This window comes from Mucilaginibacter sp. P1_D10, from assembly GCF_056406215.1.
Genome location: NZ_JBFUAP010000007.1, coordinates 177,447 through 196,035, shown reverse-complemented (window position 1 = coordinate 196,035; position 18,589 = coordinate 177,447). Strand labels below are relative to the sequence as shown.

Sequence of the window (18,589 nt, the reverse complement as noted above, 5' to 3'; positions counted from 1 at the left end):
TAAAAATACCTACCGGTAACTATTGTTTGCTGTTTTATGAAGCGATAGATTAGTATGCTAATCTACTAAGCCCCACAATGATGAAAAAAACAATCCTGTTACTGGTGCTACTTTTTACCTTTACTCAAGCTTTCTGCCAAGAAACCGAATGGTCTGGTTGGGCGAGCATAAGCTGCTACAAAGGCTTTCAGGCTTCTGTGCGCAAGCTGGGATATGTAAAAACAGTAAACCAATATGCCCATCAGGCGCGCATCAAAAACAATTACAGGCAAAAGGTAAGCTTCGACCTTTTTTGGACTGTTGCAGGTGAACGGCTAAGCATCGGGCGGGTTACTTTAAATCCTAATGACGTGTATGAGCACACCAGCAGGTATTTTAGCAAGGATGCCAGTATGATGTTCGTAGAAGTAGATAAGGTAAGCTTCGGCGATAAGCTAAACTGTTATGCATCGTGTGATAATGGCACGCCTAACCAACCTAATTGCGACACTAAAATAACAACCACCCAAGGCCAGGCAACTACCGCTACCGCGACAGCCCACAACACGGCAGGCGGCACAAGCACCACGGTAACCGGCTACCCTGTACAAACCCCAACTAATACCGCCGGTGCTCAGCAGCAGCAAGACATACAACAGGCACTGCAGCAGGCGCAGCAACAGCAAGCAGCACAAATGCAGACTATACTGAATAGCGCAGCTACCCAACTGGGAAACGGGATTGCAGGCCTTGTAATTAATTCTCATATAAAAAAGGAAACCAAACGGCAGGAAACGCTTGCCAGGTTTGTCCCCGATAAGGAATTGATAGCCGGCGCAGATTCGGGAGATTTTTTAAAACAGGTAAAACTGGCACAAATTTATGTTGATTATCAACAATTCCGGTTGGCAGAGTTCTACTATGAATTAGCTATTAAAAACCCGAAGGAGCCGAACGACAGCCGCAATAATTTTTTAGACGAATACATGGCCACGCTGTCCCTGCAAGGCAAAAGCAAAGAGATAGCTGCTACTTTTAAGTATATAAAGGATAACCATATCAGTAATGCCAATGCAAATTTGAGTTACGCTTTATTAGCACTTTTTTGCGGAGAATTTTCTGCGGATGCCCTTGGTTGCAACGAGGATATAAAAGCCGAAGGCGTGCGCCAGGTACTTGCTTTAAAAGCGGATAGCGCATGGGCGAAATCGATTTTTTATTATATGCAGGTTACCTGTGGATATGAGAAATATGGCGTACCTAAAAATAAAGAAGAGGGCTTGAAAAACCTCGAACTGATGAAAAAGGATGGGGTGCCGGGCGAAATAGCATTTTATTACCTGGGCCTGATTTATATGAACGGCACTGCAGATATAAGTAAAAATGAAAGAAAAGCTATAGGGTACTTAATTAAATCGGCTTACCATAAAGGCGGACAAAGCGACCTCAAACAGGCCCCGGAATTTCACTTAGACGATACCAAAGCGTATTTCAACTTCCGGTTGTTATCATATATCAAAATGATAGTCACATTCGCAAGACTCAACGCGTATACGATGGATTTACCGGCACTCCGCGTGCCGCTTTTGCCTTACCGCAACATGATACCCGAGGGCGATAAGCAATACTTCCCTGGGTTTTGGCAGTGATGAAAATACCACATAAGCCGGGTTGCCCTTGGGTGCCCCGGTTTTTTTTATCCAATTACCGCATCCTACATGCATGTGGCTCAATATCCTTCCTCCTTTCCCCTAAAATCCCTATCTTTCCGCTAAAAAACTTACCCAATGCTTGAGCAGGTTAAACAGCAGCAGAACGCTTACGAAGAAATTTACGCGCCGGAGCAACGTTCGGAGTTCGATTTCCATATCACAACCGACCCGCTTACCCGCTACCTGCGCGATCGCCGCCTGCTGAAAGCGCTTGCCGTGCTGGAACAAAGCAACCCCGATATACGCCAATGGAGCGTGCTGCTTACCTGCGGTGGCGTTGGCGGCGAAGGGCTGTTCTTTAAAAAGAACGGTTTCGATAATGTTACCGTGAGCGATATCTCCGAGAATTCGCTCAAGATATGCAACGAGTTCGACGCATCTATCCCCACGATTGTGCTGAATGGCGAAAACCTGGATGTGCCCGATGCCTCATATGACCTGGTGGTTGTGCAGGATGGCCTGCACCATCTGCCCCGCCCGGTAACCGGCTTTACCGAAATGCTGCGCGTGGCCCGCAAAGCCGTCATCGTAATAGAACCTTACGACAGCCTGATAGGCAACCTGCTGGGTACCGAATGGGAAGTGCAAGGCGATGCCACCAACTACGTTTACCGCTGGGACACAAACAGCTTCACCCAGGCTATCAAAAGCTACCTGCTCAAAAACTATAAGCAAATAAAAGTACTGCGATTTTGGGATCACGGGCTCATGGTATCTAAACTGGCCGGCAAGCTGCCTAAGGGTATGCAGCTCCCTGTGGCCAAACTCATCTACGGTTTGTTTGCGCCTTTCAACTGGATGGGCAACATGTTTGTGGGGGTGGTAACGAAGTAGGATAAGGCATTGAATCTGAAGCAGGGGCCTGTGCGATTCCCCTCTTGAGAGGGGTGCAGGGGTGTGTTAGGGCGCATCCGTTAGAAAGCATTTTACGTTGTCCCTTACTTTATAACGTTATAAAACATTGGCAGGCATCCCGCAGAACACGCCCCTGCAGCCGCACCGTTCCACCGCGCCCCCTCTCAAGAGGGGAACTAAAAAAAATCGGAGGCATTCCTCTTACTCCACCGCGTGTATCGTGCGTTCCTTACGCTTGATGAAGGGTTTTTCGATGAATACCCAGGAAAGCGTTGCCATGATCACCGTACCCGCTATCAGGTACACCAGGTTAAAATACGGCACCAGCTTCAACTCTACTATTACTGTGATGATCATGCCATGGTAAATGTATATGCCATAGGAGATATCGTTTTTGCGCAGCAGCTTATTGGCCAGGTTGGGTAGCGTGTAGGCCATGGAAAGCAGGGTGAAGGCCAGGAAGATGTACTGCATCACTGTAAAATAGGCCGCATCTATCCTGTCGAAAAAGAACATGCTGAAGGCCACGTAGGGCACTATCCAGTATAAGGCCTTCCCGTAAATAAACTTCGAGCTATAAATGCGCAGCCGCTGGAAGATTACGCCCAGCAAAAACAGGTAAAAATGCGGCACGAAAGTATAGCGGATAAGCTTGGTTAGCTTATCGCCAAGATGGACCAATTCGTAAGTAAGCGTTAGCCCTACGAATATCACGAACAGCGCAATAAACCAGGCATTAAGCTTGTTTTTTGGTGCCAGCAGGAAGCATACGGGCAGCATAATGTAAAACTGCAGCTCGATGGGGATGGTCCACAAGCTGCCGTTGTACGAGCCGAAGCCGTAGTTGGCCAAAAAGTTAGGGGTATAGATAAAGCCCAACAGTTGCGCGGGCAACCAGGCCAGGGTTTGCTTGTTGAGGAAATTCACGCCGGTTATAGTGAATACAATGAGCGTCAGTATGATGCAGCCCCACAAGCCGGGATAGATACGTAGGGTCCGGTTGCGGATATAGTTTTTGATGGAGTTATTGCGCTCGTAGGAAGCCGATATCAAATACCCGCTGATGACGAAGAAAACCGGTACGCCGGGGAACAGGTACAATATTTTTGTGGCCGTGTGGCCCAGGTGAAGGTGAAGGTGCTGGTAATAATGGTCGAATATTACTTCTGTTGCCGCGAGCAGCCTCAGCAGGTCGAAATTATTCAGTTTGAATTCCTTTATTTCCATCGCCGAAATATATAGAATTTAAATGAGGAGGTTATGGTATAAATCTACTTTTGCCCTGTACGCTGCTTGATTTCAATTTGCCATACAGCTTGTTTTATTTTGAGGGATTATTGGATTAACTTACGGCCTGTTAAACAATAATAGCTTCGCCACAGCATGCAAGAAATCTTACTCCTTTGTTTAAGCCTCATACTCAGCGTATCCTTTTTGGTGGTATTGGCCAAGAAACTACGGGTTGCCTATCCTATATTTTTGGTGATTGCCGGCCTGGCCATTAGCTTTATACCGGGTGTACCCGAGATACACATCAACCCCGAACTGGTGTTCATGATTATCCTGCCGCCCGTTTTATACGATGGCGCGCAAAACACTTCCTGGAAATCGCTGTGGAAATGGCGGCGCATCATCATTGTGCTGGCGCTTGGCTTCGTGTTGCTTACCGCCGGTGCCGTGGCTTGGGTAAGCGTGTTCTTAATCCCCGGTTTTACTTTAGCGCAGGGCTTTTTACTAGGTGCCATCATCTCCCCGCCCGATGCCGCCGCCGCAACATCGGTATTGCAGTTTACCAAATTACCCAAAGGCATGGTATCTATACTGGAGGGCGAAAGCCTGTTGAACGATGCCTCGAGTTTGGTTATCTTCCGCTTTGCGCTGGTGGCCATCATCAGCAGTAGTTTTACCTGGTACAACGCCGCGGGCGGTTTTGTGCTGGTGACTATCTCCGGACTGGCCATCGGCTTGCTTTTGGGCTTTGTGTTTTATGCCATTTACCGCTGGCTGCCTACGAATAGCAACCTCGATATTGCTTTCTCGATAGTGCTGCCTTACATTATTTACCTGGCGGCGGAGAGCGTGCACTCCTCGGGCGTACTAGCGGTGGTAAGCGGCGGGCTTTTCATATCCTATAAAAATCATTATGTGCTTAGCCATAGCAGCCGTTTAAAATCAAACGCAGTGTGGCCGTCGGTTGTTTTTATTTTAAATGCGGTGGTGTTTTTCCTGATAGGGCTTCAATTGCCGGGCATCATCAAGGGGATACAGGCCGTTTCGCTCGGCGAGGCCTTCCGTATTGCGTTTATCATAACCGCTGTTGTGGTGGTAGTGCGCATGATAGCGGCCCAGCTTTCTTCGCTGTTTACCGTATTCATCAGCAAATACATTACGGTAGCGCAGAGCAAGCCGGGCTGGCGCAACCCGCTCGTGTTGGGGTGGACGGGTATGCGCGGCGTAGTTTCGCTGGCTTCGGCACTCTCCATCCCCCTTATGCTGCACGGGCAGGCTTTCCCTAACCGTAATTTAATTCTGTTCATCACCTTTATAGTAATCATCGTAACATTGGTGGTACAAGGCTTTACGCTGCCATTTGTTATTAAATGGATAAAACCCGACGGCGTGGGCAATGAAAAACCCGACGAGCAGCAGTTTTTGGAGATAGAATTGCAATTGCATACCGTAGCTGCCGAAAAACTATTATCAGCCTACGCGGCCGACCTCGACGGCAACCACATCCTTAGGAATAAACTCGAGCTTTTTAAATTCAAGATGGAGCTTTACGGCAGCGTTGCTGATGATGAAGAAAAACGCTCTGGTGCCAACGCCATGACGCAGCGTTTTAAGGAAGTGATGATGGAGGTGATAGAGCACGAACGTTGCAGGCTGCACAGTTTCCGCAAGGACGATGGTTACGACGACGACGTGATACGCATCATAGAAAACCGGCTGGATCTGGAGGAGGAACGCCTGCAGGAAGAAAGCGAATAAAATGCCCGTGGCATTTAGCTATCCTGCAAGCCCCGCAGTACATCCATCGCCTTGGCGGCATCGGCGTATTCTACGAAAATATGGTCGTGGTAATACCCGGCTATCACGTTGCAACTGATGCCCTCCTTAGCCAGGGCGTTGGAGAATGCCGCCGTTAAACCCACCGCCTGCAATGAGGAATAAACAGTGAGCGTTATCCAGGCACCTATAAACGGATAGGCAAGCCCAAGCCTGTCGGCAGTTTTGCGGGTAACGATGATAGTTATAGCCTCTTCTTCCCTAAAAAGGCAGATGACATCTTTCAGATCCAACCCCTCAACGGTAGAAACGCTGCAAAAAACATACTGCCCGCCGTGAAATTCGGGCGTTATATTCTTCAGCAAGGCTTGTATATCAGTAATGCCGCTCATGTTATTTCAATTCGTAAACTACAGCTTCGTATGATTGTAAAGTGCCTGCTGCCGATGCCTTAGGATAGTTGCACAACAGCACGTCGGCCTTGCTCAAGTCGGCCACTAAATGATATACAGCCGGGGTGCTCCTGAAGTTTAACAGTATCAACAGTCTTTTTCCATCCATTTCGCGGGTGTAGGCATACACATCGGGGTTATCGGCATTAAGCAGGGTGTATTTGCCGTAAACCAACACTTTGTTGTCCTTACGCAGCTTCACTGCCTTGCGGAAGTAGTTCAACGTGCTATTAGGGTCTTTATTCTGCGCAGCGGCGTTGATGGTTTTGTAGTTGGGGTTAGTGTTTATCCATGGCGTACCGGTGCTGAAACCGCCGTTGGCTTTGTTGCTCCATTGGAACGGCGTGCGCCCGTTGTCGCGGCTCTCGAAACCGATGTGCTTGAGGTAGGCGGGCAAATCGGCACCGATGCTTTTTTGCCGCTGGTATTCGTTAAGGGTTTGTACGTCGCGGTAATCATCAATACGGGTAAAGCCGGCGTTGGTCATGCCCAGTTCATCACCGTTATAATAGTAGGGCGTGCCGCGCATGGTCATCAAAAAGGTCATCAGCATTTTTGCAGATACCTCCCGGTATTGCGGACTATCGTTACCGAAGCGGCTTACCAGCCGCGCCTGGTCATGATTGGCCAGGAAGATAGAAAGCCAGCCATTGGCTGCGAAAGCGCTATCCCATTTGGTAAAAATCTGTTTAAACTTTAGCACGCTGTAGCCATCGGGCTTTGCCAGATCTACCCCATCGAAAGCGTAGGCCATGTTCAGTTCGTGGCGGTTGGCATCCACCAGGTTATGCCCGTCTTCAAAGGTACTGCCGCTGCCTTCGGCTACGCTCATTACATCGTATTTGCTCAGCACCTCGCGATCCATCTCTTGCAGGTAGCCGTGCAGGTTGCCCTGCAGGGCATAATATTGTACAAAGTTTTTCTCGAAACCCTTCGGGAACATGGGCCAGGTAGTATCCTTGGCCGCAAACTGAAAGGCATCCAGGCGGAAGCCATCTATCCCTTTACCGGCCCAAAACTTCATGATGCCATAGACCTCCTGCCGCAGCTTGGGGTTCTCCCAGTTCAAATCGGGCTGCTTGCGCGAGAAATAATGCAGATAGTAAGCATTGGTAAGCGTATCGTATTTCCAGGCATCGTGGTTAACATCAAACAAACTGTAGCGGTAGGGCGGTTTGCCGTTCTCGGCGTTCCACCAGTGGTAGTATTCGCGGTAAGGGCTGGTGCGCGAACTGCGGCTTTGCTTAAACCATTCGTGCTCATCGCTGCTGTGGTTCACTACCAGGTCCATCACCAACTTTAGCCCGCGTTGGTGCATACCTTTAAGCAGTGCATCAAAATCGGCCATGGTGCCAAAATCTTTCATAATGTTGCGGTAGTCGCTCACATCGTAGCCGTTATCATCATTGGGCGAACTGTAGATAGGGTTCAGCCATATCACATCCACCCCAAGGCTTTTGATATAATCCAGCTTGGAGATGATGCCCTTCAGGTCGCCAATGCCTTCGCCATCACTATCCATAAAACTGCGGGGGTAAATTTGGTAAACGACGGCTTCTTTCCACCATTTTTTGGCGAGGGCATCATTGCTGCTCACAACATCCTGGGCGCGGGTAATGTTGCCGGCAAACAGTATCCATAGGGCTAAAAACCCTGCTGTTTTTAAAATAGAAAGCTTCATACGCTCGGTTAAATTGGTAAAATGCGCGTTGTTCGGGAACGCAAAAAAGGCTTTTGCCGCGGCGGTTAAATGTAGCTAATTATTAAATGCTAAATATTAATTGATAGGACAAAAAATGTTTTTGCTGCGAATAAATTTCATGCATTAAAAGCTAATCGTATATTGCTCTGCGCTTCTGCAACCAATTAAGTACTAACCATACCCCTTATTATGGCATTCTTTAAACCCAGGCTTAGTTTCTGGCAAATCATCAACATGAATGTTGGGTTCTTCGGCATCCAATACAGTTTTGGCTTGCAGCAAAGCGCCATTAACCCGCTTTATACCTTCTTGCACGCTGATCCCGAGCAGTTGCCGCTGCTGAACCTGGCCGGACCGATGACGGGCCTGCTCATACAGCCTATTATAGGCGCCCTGAGCGATAAAACCTGGAGCCCGCGTTTCGGGAGGCGCAAACCTTTCTTTCTGATAGGTGCTATATTCTGCAGCCTGTGCCTGTTTGCATTTCCGTTTAGTAAATCGCTATGGATGGCGGCAGGCTTGCTCTGGATACTGGATGCCGCCAACAATACTGCCATGGAGCCCTACCGCGCTTTTATTGCTGATAAACTGCCCGAGAAGCAACGCGCCATGGGTTTTCTCACCCAAAGTTTTTTTACGGGCCTGGGCATTACGCTGGCCAACCTGTCGCTAGGGTTTTTTAAGAGCATTATTACGGGGGAAACCACTACCGATGATGGCCGCTCGGGCATACCGTATTGGGTGTTCGGGTCGTTTTTCGTGGGAGCGGTTTGTTCAATTGTATCGGTGATATGGTCTGTATTGACTACGCCGGAAATCCCTCCGACCGAGGAAGAGTTGCGCGAATTAAAAGCCCGCAAGCGTGGTGCATTAGAACCTATCAAAGAAATTTTCGCGGCTATAAAAGATATGCCATCGGTAATGTGGAAACTGGCGCTGGTTTACCTGTTCCAGTGGTATGCCATGTTCTGCTACTGGCAGTTCGTAGCACTCAGCATCGCCAAATCGGTGTTCCATACCACCTCCGATGGCAATAAAGAGTTATTTGAGCAAGCTGTGGTTTTAACGGGCCAGGTGAACGGCTTTTATAACATAATAACGTTCTGCTCGGCCTTCGGGCTGGTATGGCTGGCGCGTAAGTTCAGCGCCAAGTACGTGCATATTACCTGTTTGGCTATGGCCGGCATAGCGTTGTTGCTGTTTGTGCACATTACCGATAGGGCTCTTTTATTTGCGCCGATGGTTGGCTTCGGCGTTGCCTGGGCCAGCATGATGGGCGTACCGTATATTATGGTGGTGGGCAGCATACCCAAAGAACGCTACGGCGTGTATATGGGCATTATAAATATGATGATTGTTGTACCCATGATATTGCAAACCCTTAGCTTTGGGTATATTTACAAGCACCTGCTTGGCGATGACCCTGCAAACGCCATCACCTTTGCCGGCGTACTGCTGCTGCTGGCTGCACTAGCCACAACCCGCATCAAAAAAGATGTGGCGAGCGATACCGACGAGGTAGCGATACCGGTAGGCGGCGGGCATTAATTATGTTTTACATATAAAAACCTCAATCGTGTACAATCCGCATTTACATCAGCTCATAAACGCATCGGCACAAAAAAGCAAGCTTGATATAGCGGGCGCAGATAACGCTTTTTACGTGCGCCTGCTGACCAGTGCCGAAACCATATACCAGCTTTATAGCGAACTATACAGCAAGCATCCGGCTGGTGAAACCTTATTTGGGGCCTTGATAGATGCGGTAATAAACGCCCACATTTCGCGCTCGGCCCAACTGAAACGCAAAGACGATGAAAAGGCCGCCCTGGGCGATTGGCACCTGAGTAACGATATCACCGGCATGAGCCTGTATGTAGATCGCTTTTGCGGAACGCTTAAAAACCTGGGCAACAAGCTTGACCATTTTGAGCGGCTGGGCGTAAACTTTTTGCACCTGCTGCCCATATTCGAGAGCCCAGCCGGCGAGAGCGACGGGGGCTATGCGGTGTCGGATTTCCGCAAGGTGGATAAACGTTTCGGCAGTACCAAAGACCTTGCAGGCCTGCAGCAGAAGATGATAGCTGCCGATATGTACCTGATGCTGGATATTGTGCTGAACCATACCTCGCACCGGCACGAGTGGGCCGAAAAAGCCAAACAGGGCGATGCCAAATACCAGGACTATTTTTACATGTACGATGCAGATAGCCCCATCCCGGCGGCTTTTGAGCAGCACATGCCCGAAATATTCCCCGAGAGCTCGCCCGGCAATTTCACCTTCGTGCCCGAGTGCAATAAATGGGTGATGACGGTTTTCCACAGCTACCAGTGGGATTTGAATTATACCAACCCGGCAGTATTTGTTGACATGCTGGATAATGTATTGTACTACGCCAATTTGGGCGTAGATGTTTTACGGATAGATGCCCCGATTTTCCTCTGGAAACAAATTGGCACCATTTGCCAAAACCTGCCCGAAACGCATACCATTTTACGCCTGATAAAACAATGTGTGCTGGTCGCTACGCCCGGAATGGCCTTATTGGCCGAGGCTATCGCTGCACCGCGCGACATCATGAAATATTTTGGCAGTGGGCTATTCAAAGGCAAGGAATGCGATTTTGCCTACAACGCTACCCAAATGGCGCTGCAATGGGATATGCTGGCAACCGGCAACACCCGTGTCATGCTGGGCGCCCAACACGATATTGCGCAGAAGCCTTACGGTGCTACCTGGATAACCTACACCCGTTGCCACGACGATATAGGGCTGGCGTATGACGATAGCATTATCAGCGCCGCTGGTTTTGAACCACGTGAGCACCGAAAATTTTTGTGGGAGTATTACTCCGGCAAGTACCCTGGCAGTCCGGCCACGGGCGAATTATTCTCCGTTAATCCTAAAACCGGTGATGCAAGAATAAGCGGCTCACTGGCATCGATGTGCGGTCTGGAGAAAGTGTTGAAAGAAAAAGACAAACCAGGCACAGAAACCGCCATAGATAAGATACTGCTCATGCAGGCGCACAGTTTCTTTTTAGGTGGCGTGCCGATGCTATTTTATGGCGACGAACTGGGTTACACCAACGATTACTCTTATTTGGATGACCCCGGCAAAAGCTACGACAACCGCTGGCTGCACCGCCCCGTTATCAATTGGAGAAAGAACAGACTGATTGATAAAGCCGGCACCACCGAGCAAAGGATATTCGCGGCAACGCAAAAACTCATAGGCATACGCCGGAAGCTACCGGTAGTGTCTGATTACTCCAACCTCCACTGGTTAACGCCATACAACATCCATGTGGCGGGTTACCTGCGTCAGCAGGGGGATAGGCAACTCTTCTGCATATTCAACTTTGATGCCGAGGAAGCCTTTTTAACCTGGTACGCGTTTAAGGAGCACAACAACGATGTTGAAACCTTATACGACCACTGGACGGAACAAGAGTTTACCGTTGGCAGTAACGAGGAGTATCTGATCATTAAACCTTATGGCTTTCATTTGCTGGAGGTGGTATAAATATATTATCCCGCCGTCATCCTGAATTTATTTCAGGACCCCACAGGACGGGTGGGCGGCGTGCAGAGCGGCTCAGAATAGTGGCTACCTTTATGATGGGGTGTTGAAATAAATTCAACATGACGGCCTGTTTTTTTACCTGTTTATCAGCACCGCCCCATAATCACCCAGGCTTTTTACCGTAAAGCTTACCGCCCCATTTTGGTAAGTAAATTTTATAGGCAGTTGCGTGGTCAGCGACACCACTTCTTTCGGCTTAAAATCGCAGCGGATTTTGAAGGTTATGCCATATACGGGCAGCGGTTCAAAATAACTTGCCCCGCTAAAGCCGGTGAGGTTAATGAGATGCAATATCAGGCCGTTGTTCTTATCGCCATTGGCCTGTGCATCGTTCTTGCCATATCGTTGTAATATAACCTCTACCTTTTCGGGCGCGTTGGTGACAATATCCTGCATAGCCTGCGGGTAAACATGTTCCAGTACATCCAAAAATATATTCTTGTGCTCCTGGTAGCCGTTTTGGTAATACAGGCGGCCGATGTTGAAAGGCAGTACTACGGCCTTGCCTTTGCCCAATTTTTTCAAGGCCATTGCGTATTGGCCGGTTGGCGTGTGCCCGCCGATAATTTCGGGCGGGCCGGGGCGGCCTTTGCTTAGGATAGGCAGGTAATGGTTATCCGCGCCAGCGAGGTCATATTGGGCCAGGTTGAATTTAAGCATCAGCATACGCTGTAGCTTCAGGCGTTTAAAAATTGCAGCATTATCGGGCTGCAGGTAATTGCCGCTGCCATCGTATTCTTTGGTAAGTACCTTTGCGCCGAAAATATCCAGAAGGGCCTGCGGGTTATCGCTCAGGGCGGTGTTGGTGGCTATGAGGTTGGTGCCGCCAGCCAACGCGTCCTTTAATACCTGTATCGCTGCTGCAGTAAGACCTGTGGTTTCGGGCAGAATGATTGTGCCATACTTTTTTAGGATACCGGCCTGGTTTTCCATCTGCTCGCTCACGATGATATCGAAGGGGATATGCGCCTCTTTCAGCATCAGTTGTATGCCGCGATATTCCTGCATGGGCAGGCCGCCGGGCCATAGTCCCGGCGAAATAAGGGCCACTTTTGCTGTGGAAGCATAGTTGCCGAAGTACGGTTCATGCTTTTTATGGAAAGCGTATATTTTGCTGATGACGCCATAATTCCGCTCGTCCTCATAGCCGCGCATATCGCCCATCATGCTTAGGTCCAGGCCCGAGCCGTTGGCAATATTTTCGTAAAGGCGTATGGCTACTTCGGCAGGTTCCACGGCATTATAGCGCGACTGGAAACCTATCTGCTGGATGCTGGCATTGCTGATAATATGCTTAGGGAAGGAGTGCATAGCGTTGTTCACATTATCTGATGCGGTGTAGGGCCAGTAGGGCAGTCCACTGTTCGCCTGAGATTCGTGGCGGATGATATCCACATAGTTATCGGTATAAGTACAGATAGCTACCTGCTTGTTTTTGGCTTTAACCAAATCATATAACCGTTTAGACCAATCATCGCCGGTGTACTTCTTAAACTCCAGGTACTTGATATATGCGGCATCGGCTGGGTTTTCTTCTGTGGGCAGGGTTAGTCCGTGGCTGTATTCAAAGAAGCGTTTTTTGTCGGCTTCGTTTTGGTCTATGCCCAGGTATTTGCCTTCGTAGGCATTGTTTACCTGATAGCCGGGCATGTTCAGGAAGATGCCATCGATGGGGTACATATCCATCACCTCGCCGATAATTTTGAATGCTCCCTGCTGCACGTAAGGCGCATTGATAGAAACGGCGTACATATTGGTGTTGATGATGCGCTCGCCTTTTGGCGATATGTAGCACCAGTCGGGGTGGGCCTTGTAAATGCTCTCGTGCACCCTGCTGAAATCAAACCTGACGATAACTTTGATGCCATGCTGGTGGCATTTGCGGATAACATCGCCCAGCATATTGGGCTTCATATAGGGGTTGGTGTATTGCAGCTTGAGCTTTGTAGGATAAAAGGCCATTATGCCGCCGGCATTGATGATGAGCGTATTGGCAGAGAAATGTACAAGGTCTGCCACCAACGAATCGGGGTTGAGCGTGGCGGCCTCATAATCGGGCAGGTTGGTTTGAATTACCCGCAGGTTATTCCGTTTCCACCAAAACTTTTCATTAGCAGCATCCGGTTTTTTTTGAGCACTTACCTGCAGGCAGTACAAAAGGCATAATAGGATATAGGCTAATTTCTTCATTAGATAGTTTAACTATTGCTTACCCATCCGTTTGCGCCACCGGAAAGCATTTGGGTAAAATCGCTGCGTGTGGGGGCATCCAGATAAGGGTACTTTATTTTACTAAGATACAACCCTTGCGGATAGGCCGGTTTTATCAAATGCGGTAATTGCGGGTTAATGAGGTGCGCCTCAAATTCATCTACGCTTAATTTGCCGGTGCCAACCTCTATCAGTTTTCCGGTGATGATGCGCACCATCCGCCCTAAAAAACGATTGGCCGAGATACGGAAGCGCAGTTTATCACCCGTGCTATCGGTATATATTTTTGCTTCGCCGATGTTGCAGATGGTATGCTCGTTCCTGTCTGGCATTTTGCAAAAAGCATGATAATCGGTGTAATTCAGCAATAAACCGGCGGCGCGCTGCATGCTGTCAATGTCCCAGTCCGCTACTAAATACATCGAACTGAAATTGCTGAGGAAAGGGTCTTTATAGGTATGGATAAAGTAATCGTAACTGCGTTCAACGGCATCAAAACGGGCATGAGGCCGGCCTTCCATCGGTATGATATCAAAAACCGAAATATCATCCGGCAGGATATTATTCATCCGGAAAAGCAGGTCGAAATCCCAGGCCGCCTCCACATCTAAATGGAAAAAGAACTGGCTGGCATGCACCTGCGCATCCGTACGGCCACAGCCGGTGATGTACGTGGGTGTTTTAAAAATCCGGGTAAGGCAGTCCTCCAAAACCTGCTGCACGCTCATGCCATCCGGGTGTTTTTGCCAGCCGTGATAATTGGTGCCGAGGTAACCGATATGAAAGAAGTAGCGCAATGGTAGATGTATAGATGGCTAAAATAAACATTTGCCCTTGTTATTGCTGGTTTTACATTTTGCATACAAAGCATATTGCCAATTTTTGTACTATTGACGGCACCCAAAAGCATCTGTATAAAATGCAGCACGTATTAGATAATCCCGCCTGGAACGCCCTCGTATCGGGCAATAGCAACCTGGCGAATGGCACGGCAGAGATAAAATATTTTGATCCCGAGGTATCGCCCTTCTTGGGTTTCAGGGAAAATACGGCGGAAAGCTTCGCCCAACTATACGATGTGGCACCTGCAGACAGGCCGTTCGGCTTTATTTCACCGGTGGAAGCAGATATTCCAGCGCCCTGGCAGCAAATGGTATATATCGAATGCCTGCAGATGGTGCACGATGGCCGCGATACCGATTATCCGCTGGTTACGCTCACGCCATTAACCAAAGAGCATGTGCCCCGGATGCTGGCCTTAACCAGGCTTACCAACCCCGGCCCTTTTGCCGAACGCACCATCGAATTCGGGCATTACCATGGCGTATTGGATGATGATAAGCTGGTAGCCATGGCCGGCCAGCGTATGCATGTTTTTAATTATGCCGAGGTGAGCGCCGTTTGTACCCATCCCGATTATTTAGGGCGGGGCTATGCCAAACAGGTGCTGCAGTTTCAGATACAACGCATCCTAGCAGCGGGCGAGATACCCTTTCTGCACGTGCGCAGCGATAATGCACGCGCCATAAGCGTGTACGAAAGCCTCGGTTTTGCTACGCGCAAAACCATACATTTTTATATCATCAAAAAATTGGGGTAAGATTACTTCGCGCGGCTTCTTCCGCTTTCGATATAACCCTTTATTTCTTCCACGTCGTGTTTGCTAAAACCGTGTGCCTCCACTTTGTTGCCGCTGTGGTAAAAGCGTATGGTAGAGAAGCCGATCATGGGCGTATCTATCTCAACTGCCGAAATGCTTTCATAGGCAATTGTAGTGGTATCGCCGCTGAACAGGCCGGGTATCTTTACGGTAACGCCGTTTTCTTCAATGTAAATTTCGGCGGGGAAAATCTTATTGCCTTCTGAGAGGCGTGATGCTATGTATTTCATATGGGATCTGGCCTGATGTTTTAATACATATCATAAAACGCGCCGGGGCCCGTATTGTTACAGCCGATTAACAGGTAATTTTATTCTGCCAGCTCGATCCATACCGGGCAATGGTCGCTGGTTTTTTCCCAGCCGCGTACGTGAAGGTCAACAGCGGCTGCTTTCAGCCTTCCCTCCACCTGCGGACTGAGCAAAAAGTGGTCAATCCTCAACCCGGCGTTACGGCCATATGCGTTGCGGAAGTAATCGAAAAAAGTATAAATAACCTCCGTTGGGTAAAGCTTGCGAAGGGCATCCGTCCAGCCCTGCTCTACCAGGGTTTTAAACGCTAGTCGCGTTTCGGGTCGGAACAAGGCATCTTCTACCCATCGCTCGGGTTTATACGCATCCAGCTCGGTGGGCATTACATTATAGTCTCCGGTTAGCACCACGGGCAGGCCCGATGCCAGCAGCTCGGCAGCGTGTATCTTCAACCGCTCGAACCAGCCAAGCTTATAATCGAATTTGGTGCCGGGTGCCGGGTTGCCGTTGGGCAGGTACAGGCAAGCGATAACCACGCCATTCACCAGCGCTTCTATATAGCGGCTTTGGCTATCTTCCTCATCGCCGGGGAGGCCTTTGCGGCGTTCTGTTATTTCCATGCCGCGTGCCAGTATGGCTACGCCGTTCCAGCTTTTCTGACCATGCCATATCGCGTTGTAGCCGGCATCATTAATGGCCTGCAACGGGAAGTTCTCCTGCGGAGCCTTGAGTTCCTGGAGGCAGGCTACGTCGGGCCGTTCCTCGTTTAGCCAGCGCAGCAGCACGGGCAGGCGGCCATTTACGCCGTTAACATTATAGGTGGCTATTTTCATATGGGCAAGGGTATGGTTGGTATGGTAGCACCAAAGCTATCGAATCATATTTACACATAAAAATCACATACGGTAAGCAGCATTAATTATTCTTGTTTTGTTTTTTATTCGCATATTAGTACTGCCGATTCCCCCTAATCACTATGGGCAAAAACTATCTGATACCCGTTTGCATTGTGCTGCTTTCTATCTCGCTTTATGCGGAGGGGCAAACACCGGCTGCTGCGCTTTTAGCGCAATTAAAGAATGCCAGAGCCAAAACCGGTTTTTCAAGAGATACTAATAGCGTAGTGCTATTGAACACCCTGGCCGAAAAGTATTTCTACAATAACCCCGATAGTGCCCTGTTGTTCGCCAAAGAGGCCCTTAAATTATCCAAATCGCAACAATTCGATAAAGGCGCAGCAACTGCGCAGAACAACATAGCGCGGGCCTATTATATCCAGGGCTCGTATTTCCCCTCGCTCAGCGCATCAGACGAGGCCATGGCCATCAGCCAGAAAATAGGCTACAAAAAAGGCATAGGCGCATCGTACAACAACAAGGGCCTTATTTACCTGGCACAAGATAGGATGTACGATGCCATATCCGAGTTCGAGAAATCATTGTCTTTCGGCGAAATGTTGAAAGACAGCACGCGCATAGCCAGCAATAATTTCAATATCGGCTCGTGTTATGACGAGATAAAACAATTCGATAAGGCTTTCGTCCACTTAAAAAAAAGCATGGCGATTGCCGAAAAGGTAAAGGACTGGCACATCATCCAGATGATTCTCAACCGCATGGGCGAAACCTATTACCACTCGGGTAACTATCCCCAGGCATTGAAGTATTATAAGCTGGCCCTCAACTATAAACCCTATCAGGACAATTGGGAAAAAGGCTTTGCCTACTCGGGCCAGGGGCAAACTTATTATGCCATGGGCCGCTACCAGGAAGCTGTTATCCATACCGAAAAAGGCCTGGCCCTTTCGCTTAGTCTTAAAGCCGGGTGGGATATACAGCGGGCCTACAACATACTGGCCCAAAGCTACGCCGCTACCGGCGATTATAAGAATGCTTACACCAGCGAAGTAAACGCTAAGCGGTATGCCGATAGTTTGTTTACCGAGGCAAAAGAGAAAGAGATAAACTACCGCCATCTGCAGGAAAAGAAGGCCGAGAACTTAAAACTGGTAAAAGAGAATCAGATAAGCAAGCAATCGATAAACCTTAACCGCCTGCTTATTGCGCTGGTGTCGTTATTTGCGCTGTCGCTTGTAATCATACTTTTCGTCATCATGCGCAGCAGCGAGCATAAATCGGCATTGAACAAAGAGCTACTGGCCAGCAACGCTGCCATAGCGATGCAAAAAGAGGAGATAACGAGCCAGCGCGAGGCGTTGGTGGCCGTCAATGAAACCAAGGACCAGGTGTTCTCAGTAATAGGGCACGATCTGCGCAGCCCCTTCGCATCGATATTGCAGGCATTGGAGCTGATTCGCTACGGCGACCTGGATGAAGAGGAACAGCATACTGTATTCGAAGATTTTTACAAACAGGTAACCCTGGTTACCGGCATGATCAACAACTTGCTTGTTTGGGCCAACAGCCAGCAAATGGGCGGAAAGCTTAGCCTGGAAGAAATTGATCTGATAGCCATGATGAACGAGGTTTTATCTGTATTCGGTTTCTTCTCTAAAAACAAGAACCAGCAGGTTTCACACACCTCTAACCGCCCCATCCGGATACAGGCCGACCCGAGCCATGTGCGCATCATCCTGCAAAACGTAGTGGGTAACGCCATAAAATTCACACCGCAGAACGGACTCATCGAGGTTTTTTATACCGAAACGCCGGGCATGCACGCCCTACACATCAAGGATAATGGCGTGGGCATGTCTGCCGGGAAACTAGATAAGCTTTTTAAAGTAACAGGTAAGGCCATATCTGAACAAGGTACCGATAAAGAAGCGGGTACCGGCCTTGGGTTGATGTTGATAAAGCAATTTACAGAAGAAAACGGCGGCCACATGGAAGTGAATAGTCAGCCAAACCTGGGCTCCGAATTTATTATCTACTTCAAGGCATATCAGGCTTAGGCATGCAAAAGCCTCTGCCCGGTTGGGCAAAGGCTTTGCTATATATAGAATTGTGTGTAAGCTTGCTTGGGCTTAGGCAGCCAGTAATTGTTTGATGAACGACAGGTTCTTTTTACGCTGCTGCTCTGCTTTATACTTAGCCAGGTCGGCGTCTATGATTCTTTTCAATTCAATATCGAATGCTTTTAACAGGATGGTGGTTTGTACTGAAGTTTTCATATCGGTAGTGTTTTATCTACTTACATATACTAATAACGATGC

General features: G+C 48.8%; 15 protein-coding genes. 7 read left to right on the top strand and 8 right to left on the bottom strand.

The window, feature by feature from the left end:
• The first annotated feature begins 77 nt into the window (after positions 1 to 77).
• A complete protein-coding gene (locus AC1DYT_RS13295) occupies positions 78 to 1,628 on the top strand; it encodes a hypothetical protein (protein WP_477470082.1) in 1,551 nt (516 codons plus the stop codon).
• A gap of 138 nt (positions 1,629 to 1,766) precedes the next feature.
• Entirely contained in the window at positions 1,767 to 2,525 is a 759-nt protein-coding gene (locus AC1DYT_RS13290) for a class I SAM-dependent methyltransferase (protein ID WP_477470081.1), read from the top strand.
• 222 nt (positions 2,526 to 2,747) lie between these two features.
• Here the strand turns inward: AC1DYT_RS13290 and AC1DYT_RS13285 are convergent, their stop codons facing one another.
• Positions 2,748 to 3,773 carry an acyltransferase family protein gene (locus tag AC1DYT_RS13285; protein WP_477470080.1) on the bottom strand — a complete coding sequence of 342 codons (1,026 nt, stop codon included), beginning with the start codon at positions 3,771 to 3,773 and terminating at the stop codon, positions 2,748 to 2,750.
• A gap of 156 nt (positions 3,774 to 3,929) precedes the next feature.
• Here AC1DYT_RS13285 and AC1DYT_RS13280 point away from each other — a divergent pair, with 156 nt between their 5' ends.
• The gene (locus AC1DYT_RS13280; RefSeq protein WP_477470079.1) at positions 3,930 to 5,534 is read left to right on the top strand and encodes a Na+/H+ antiporter; all 1,605 of its coding nucleotides are present in this window, start codon (positions 3,930 to 3,932) and stop codon (positions 5,532 to 5,534) included.
• A gap of 14 nt (positions 5,535 to 5,548) precedes the next feature.
• Here the strand turns inward: AC1DYT_RS13280 and AC1DYT_RS13275 are convergent, their stop codons facing one another.
• Both AC1DYT_RS13275 and AC1DYT_RS13270 read right to left on the bottom strand, forming a co-directional pair.
• Positions 5,549 to 5,944: an ACT domain-containing protein gene (locus AC1DYT_RS13275; protein WP_477457867.1), complete on the bottom strand. Its 396-nt coding sequence runs from the start codon at positions 5,942 to 5,944 to the stop codon at positions 5,549 to 5,551.
• Between the two features lies 1 nt (position 5,945).
• A complete protein-coding gene (locus AC1DYT_RS13270; protein ID WP_477470078.1) occupies positions 5,946 to 7,685 on the bottom strand; it encodes a glycoside hydrolase family 13 protein in 1,740 nt (579 codons plus the stop codon).
• A gap of 210 nt (positions 7,686 to 7,895) precedes the next feature.
• Here AC1DYT_RS13270 and AC1DYT_RS13265 point away from each other — a divergent pair, with 210 nt between their 5' ends.
• Together AC1DYT_RS13265 and AC1DYT_RS13260 are read left to right on the top strand one after the other, a co-directional pair.
• Positions 7,896 to 9,254 carry an MFS transporter gene (locus AC1DYT_RS13265; protein WP_477470077.1) on the top strand — a complete coding sequence of 453 codons (1,359 nt, stop codon included), beginning with the start codon at positions 7,896 to 7,898 and terminating at the stop codon, positions 9,252 to 9,254.
• A 28-nt stretch (positions 9,255 to 9,282) separates the two neighbouring features.
• A complete protein-coding gene (locus AC1DYT_RS13260; protein ID WP_477470076.1) occupies positions 9,283 to 11,232 on the top strand; it encodes an amylosucrase in 1,950 nt (649 codons plus the stop codon).
• 135 nt (positions 11,233 to 11,367) lie between these two features.
• Here the strand turns inward: AC1DYT_RS13260 and AC1DYT_RS13255 are convergent, their stop codons facing one another.
• On the bottom strand, positions 11,368 to 13,482 hold the full coding sequence (locus AC1DYT_RS13255; RefSeq protein WP_477470075.1) for an alpha-amylase family protein: 2,115 nt from the start codon (positions 13,480 to 13,482) through the stop codon (positions 11,368 to 11,370).
• Positions 13,483 to 13,490: 8 nt separating this feature from the next.
• Entirely contained in the window at positions 13,491 to 14,300 is an 810-nt protein-coding gene (locus tag AC1DYT_RS13250) for a tRNA pseudouridine synthase A (protein WP_477470074.1), read from the bottom strand.
• Positions 14,301 to 14,422: 122 nt separating this feature from the next.
• Here AC1DYT_RS13250 and AC1DYT_RS13245 point away from each other — a divergent pair, with 122 nt between their 5' ends.
• Positions 14,423 to 15,103 (top strand): GNAT family N-acetyltransferase, encoded by a 681-nt coding sequence (locus AC1DYT_RS13245; RefSeq protein ID WP_477470073.1) that lies wholly within the window; start codon positions 14,423 to 14,425, stop codon positions 15,101 to 15,103.
• Between the two features lie 2 nt (positions 15,104 to 15,105).
• On the opposite strand, the gene AC1DYT_RS13240 is transcribed toward AC1DYT_RS13245, so the two are convergent.
• Complete coding sequence (locus AC1DYT_RS13240; protein ID WP_477457860.1) at positions 15,106 to 15,393, bottom strand: hypothetical protein; 288 nt, start codon at positions 15,391 to 15,393, stop codon at positions 15,106 to 15,108.
• 80 nt (positions 15,394 to 15,473) lie between these two features.
• Positions 15,474 to 16,247 (bottom strand): exodeoxyribonuclease III, encoded by a 774-nt coding sequence (gene xth / locus AC1DYT_RS13235; protein ID WP_477470072.1) that lies wholly within the window; start codon positions 16,245 to 16,247, stop codon positions 15,474 to 15,476.
• A gap of 143 nt (positions 16,248 to 16,390) precedes the next feature.
• On the opposite strand from xth, the gene AC1DYT_RS13230 reads away from it, so the two are divergent.
• Positions 16,391 to 18,328: a tetratricopeptide repeat protein gene (locus AC1DYT_RS13230; RefSeq protein WP_477470071.1), complete on the top strand. Its 1,938-nt coding sequence runs from the start codon at positions 16,391 to 16,393 to the stop codon at positions 18,326 to 18,328.
• Between the two features lie 72 nt (positions 18,329 to 18,400).
• On the opposite strand, the gene AC1DYT_RS13225 is transcribed toward AC1DYT_RS13230, so the two are convergent.
• Positions 18,401 to 18,547, bottom strand: coding sequence for a hypothetical protein (locus AC1DYT_RS13225; RefSeq protein WP_477457857.1), 147 nt, complete (start codon positions 18,545 to 18,547; stop codon positions 18,401 to 18,403).
• Positions 18,548 to 18,589: the final 42 nt, after the last annotated feature.

Bases quoted from the DNA above. Each gene is read 5' to 3' on its own strand.
- AC1DYT_RS13240 (WP_477457860.1), bottom strand. From the start codon at position 15,393: ATGAAATACATAGCATCACGCCTCTCAGAAGGCAATAAGATTTTCCCC.
- AC1DYT_RS13290 (WP_477470081.1), top strand. From the start codon at position 1,767: ATGCTTGAGCAGGTTAAACAGCAGCAGAACGCTTACGAAGAAATTTAC.
- AC1DYT_RS13245 (WP_477470073.1), top strand. From the start codon at position 14,423: ATGCAGCACGTATTAGATAATCCCGCCTGGAACGCCCTCGTATCGGGC.
- AC1DYT_RS13225 (WP_477457857.1), bottom strand. From the start codon at position 18,547: ATGAAAACTTCAGTACAAACCACCATCCTGTTAAAAGCATTCGATATT.
- AC1DYT_RS13285 (WP_477470080.1), bottom strand. From the start codon at position 3,773: ATGGAAATAAAGGAATTCAAACTGAATAATTTCGACCTGCTGAGGCTG.
- AC1DYT_RS13230 (WP_477470071.1), top strand. From the start codon at position 16,391: ATGGGCAAAAACTATCTGATACCCGTTTGCATTGTGCTGCTTTCTATC.
- AC1DYT_RS13280 (WP_477470079.1), top strand. From the start codon at position 3,930: ATGCAAGAAATCTTACTCCTTTGTTTAAGCCTCATACTCAGCGTATCC.
- AC1DYT_RS13265 (WP_477470077.1), top strand. From the start codon at position 7,896: ATGGCATTCTTTAAACCCAGGCTTAGTTTCTGGCAAATCATCAACATG.
- AC1DYT_RS13295 (WP_477470082.1), top strand. From the start codon at position 78: ATGATGAAAAAAACAATCCTGTTACTGGTGCTACTTTTTACCTTTACT.
- AC1DYT_RS13270 (WP_477470078.1), bottom strand. From the start codon at position 7,685: ATGAAGCTTTCTATTTTAAAAACAGCAGGGTTTTTAGCCCTATGGATA.
- xth (WP_477470072.1), bottom strand. From the start codon at position 16,247: ATGAAAATAGCCACCTATAATGTTAACGGCGTAAATGGCCGCCTGCCC.
- AC1DYT_RS13275 (WP_477457867.1), bottom strand. From the start codon at position 5,944: ATGAGCGGCATTACTGATATACAAGCCTTGCTGAAGAATATAACGCCC.
- AC1DYT_RS13255 (WP_477470075.1), bottom strand. From the start codon at position 13,482: ATGAAGAAATTAGCCTATATCCTATTATGCCTTTTGTACTGCCTGCAG.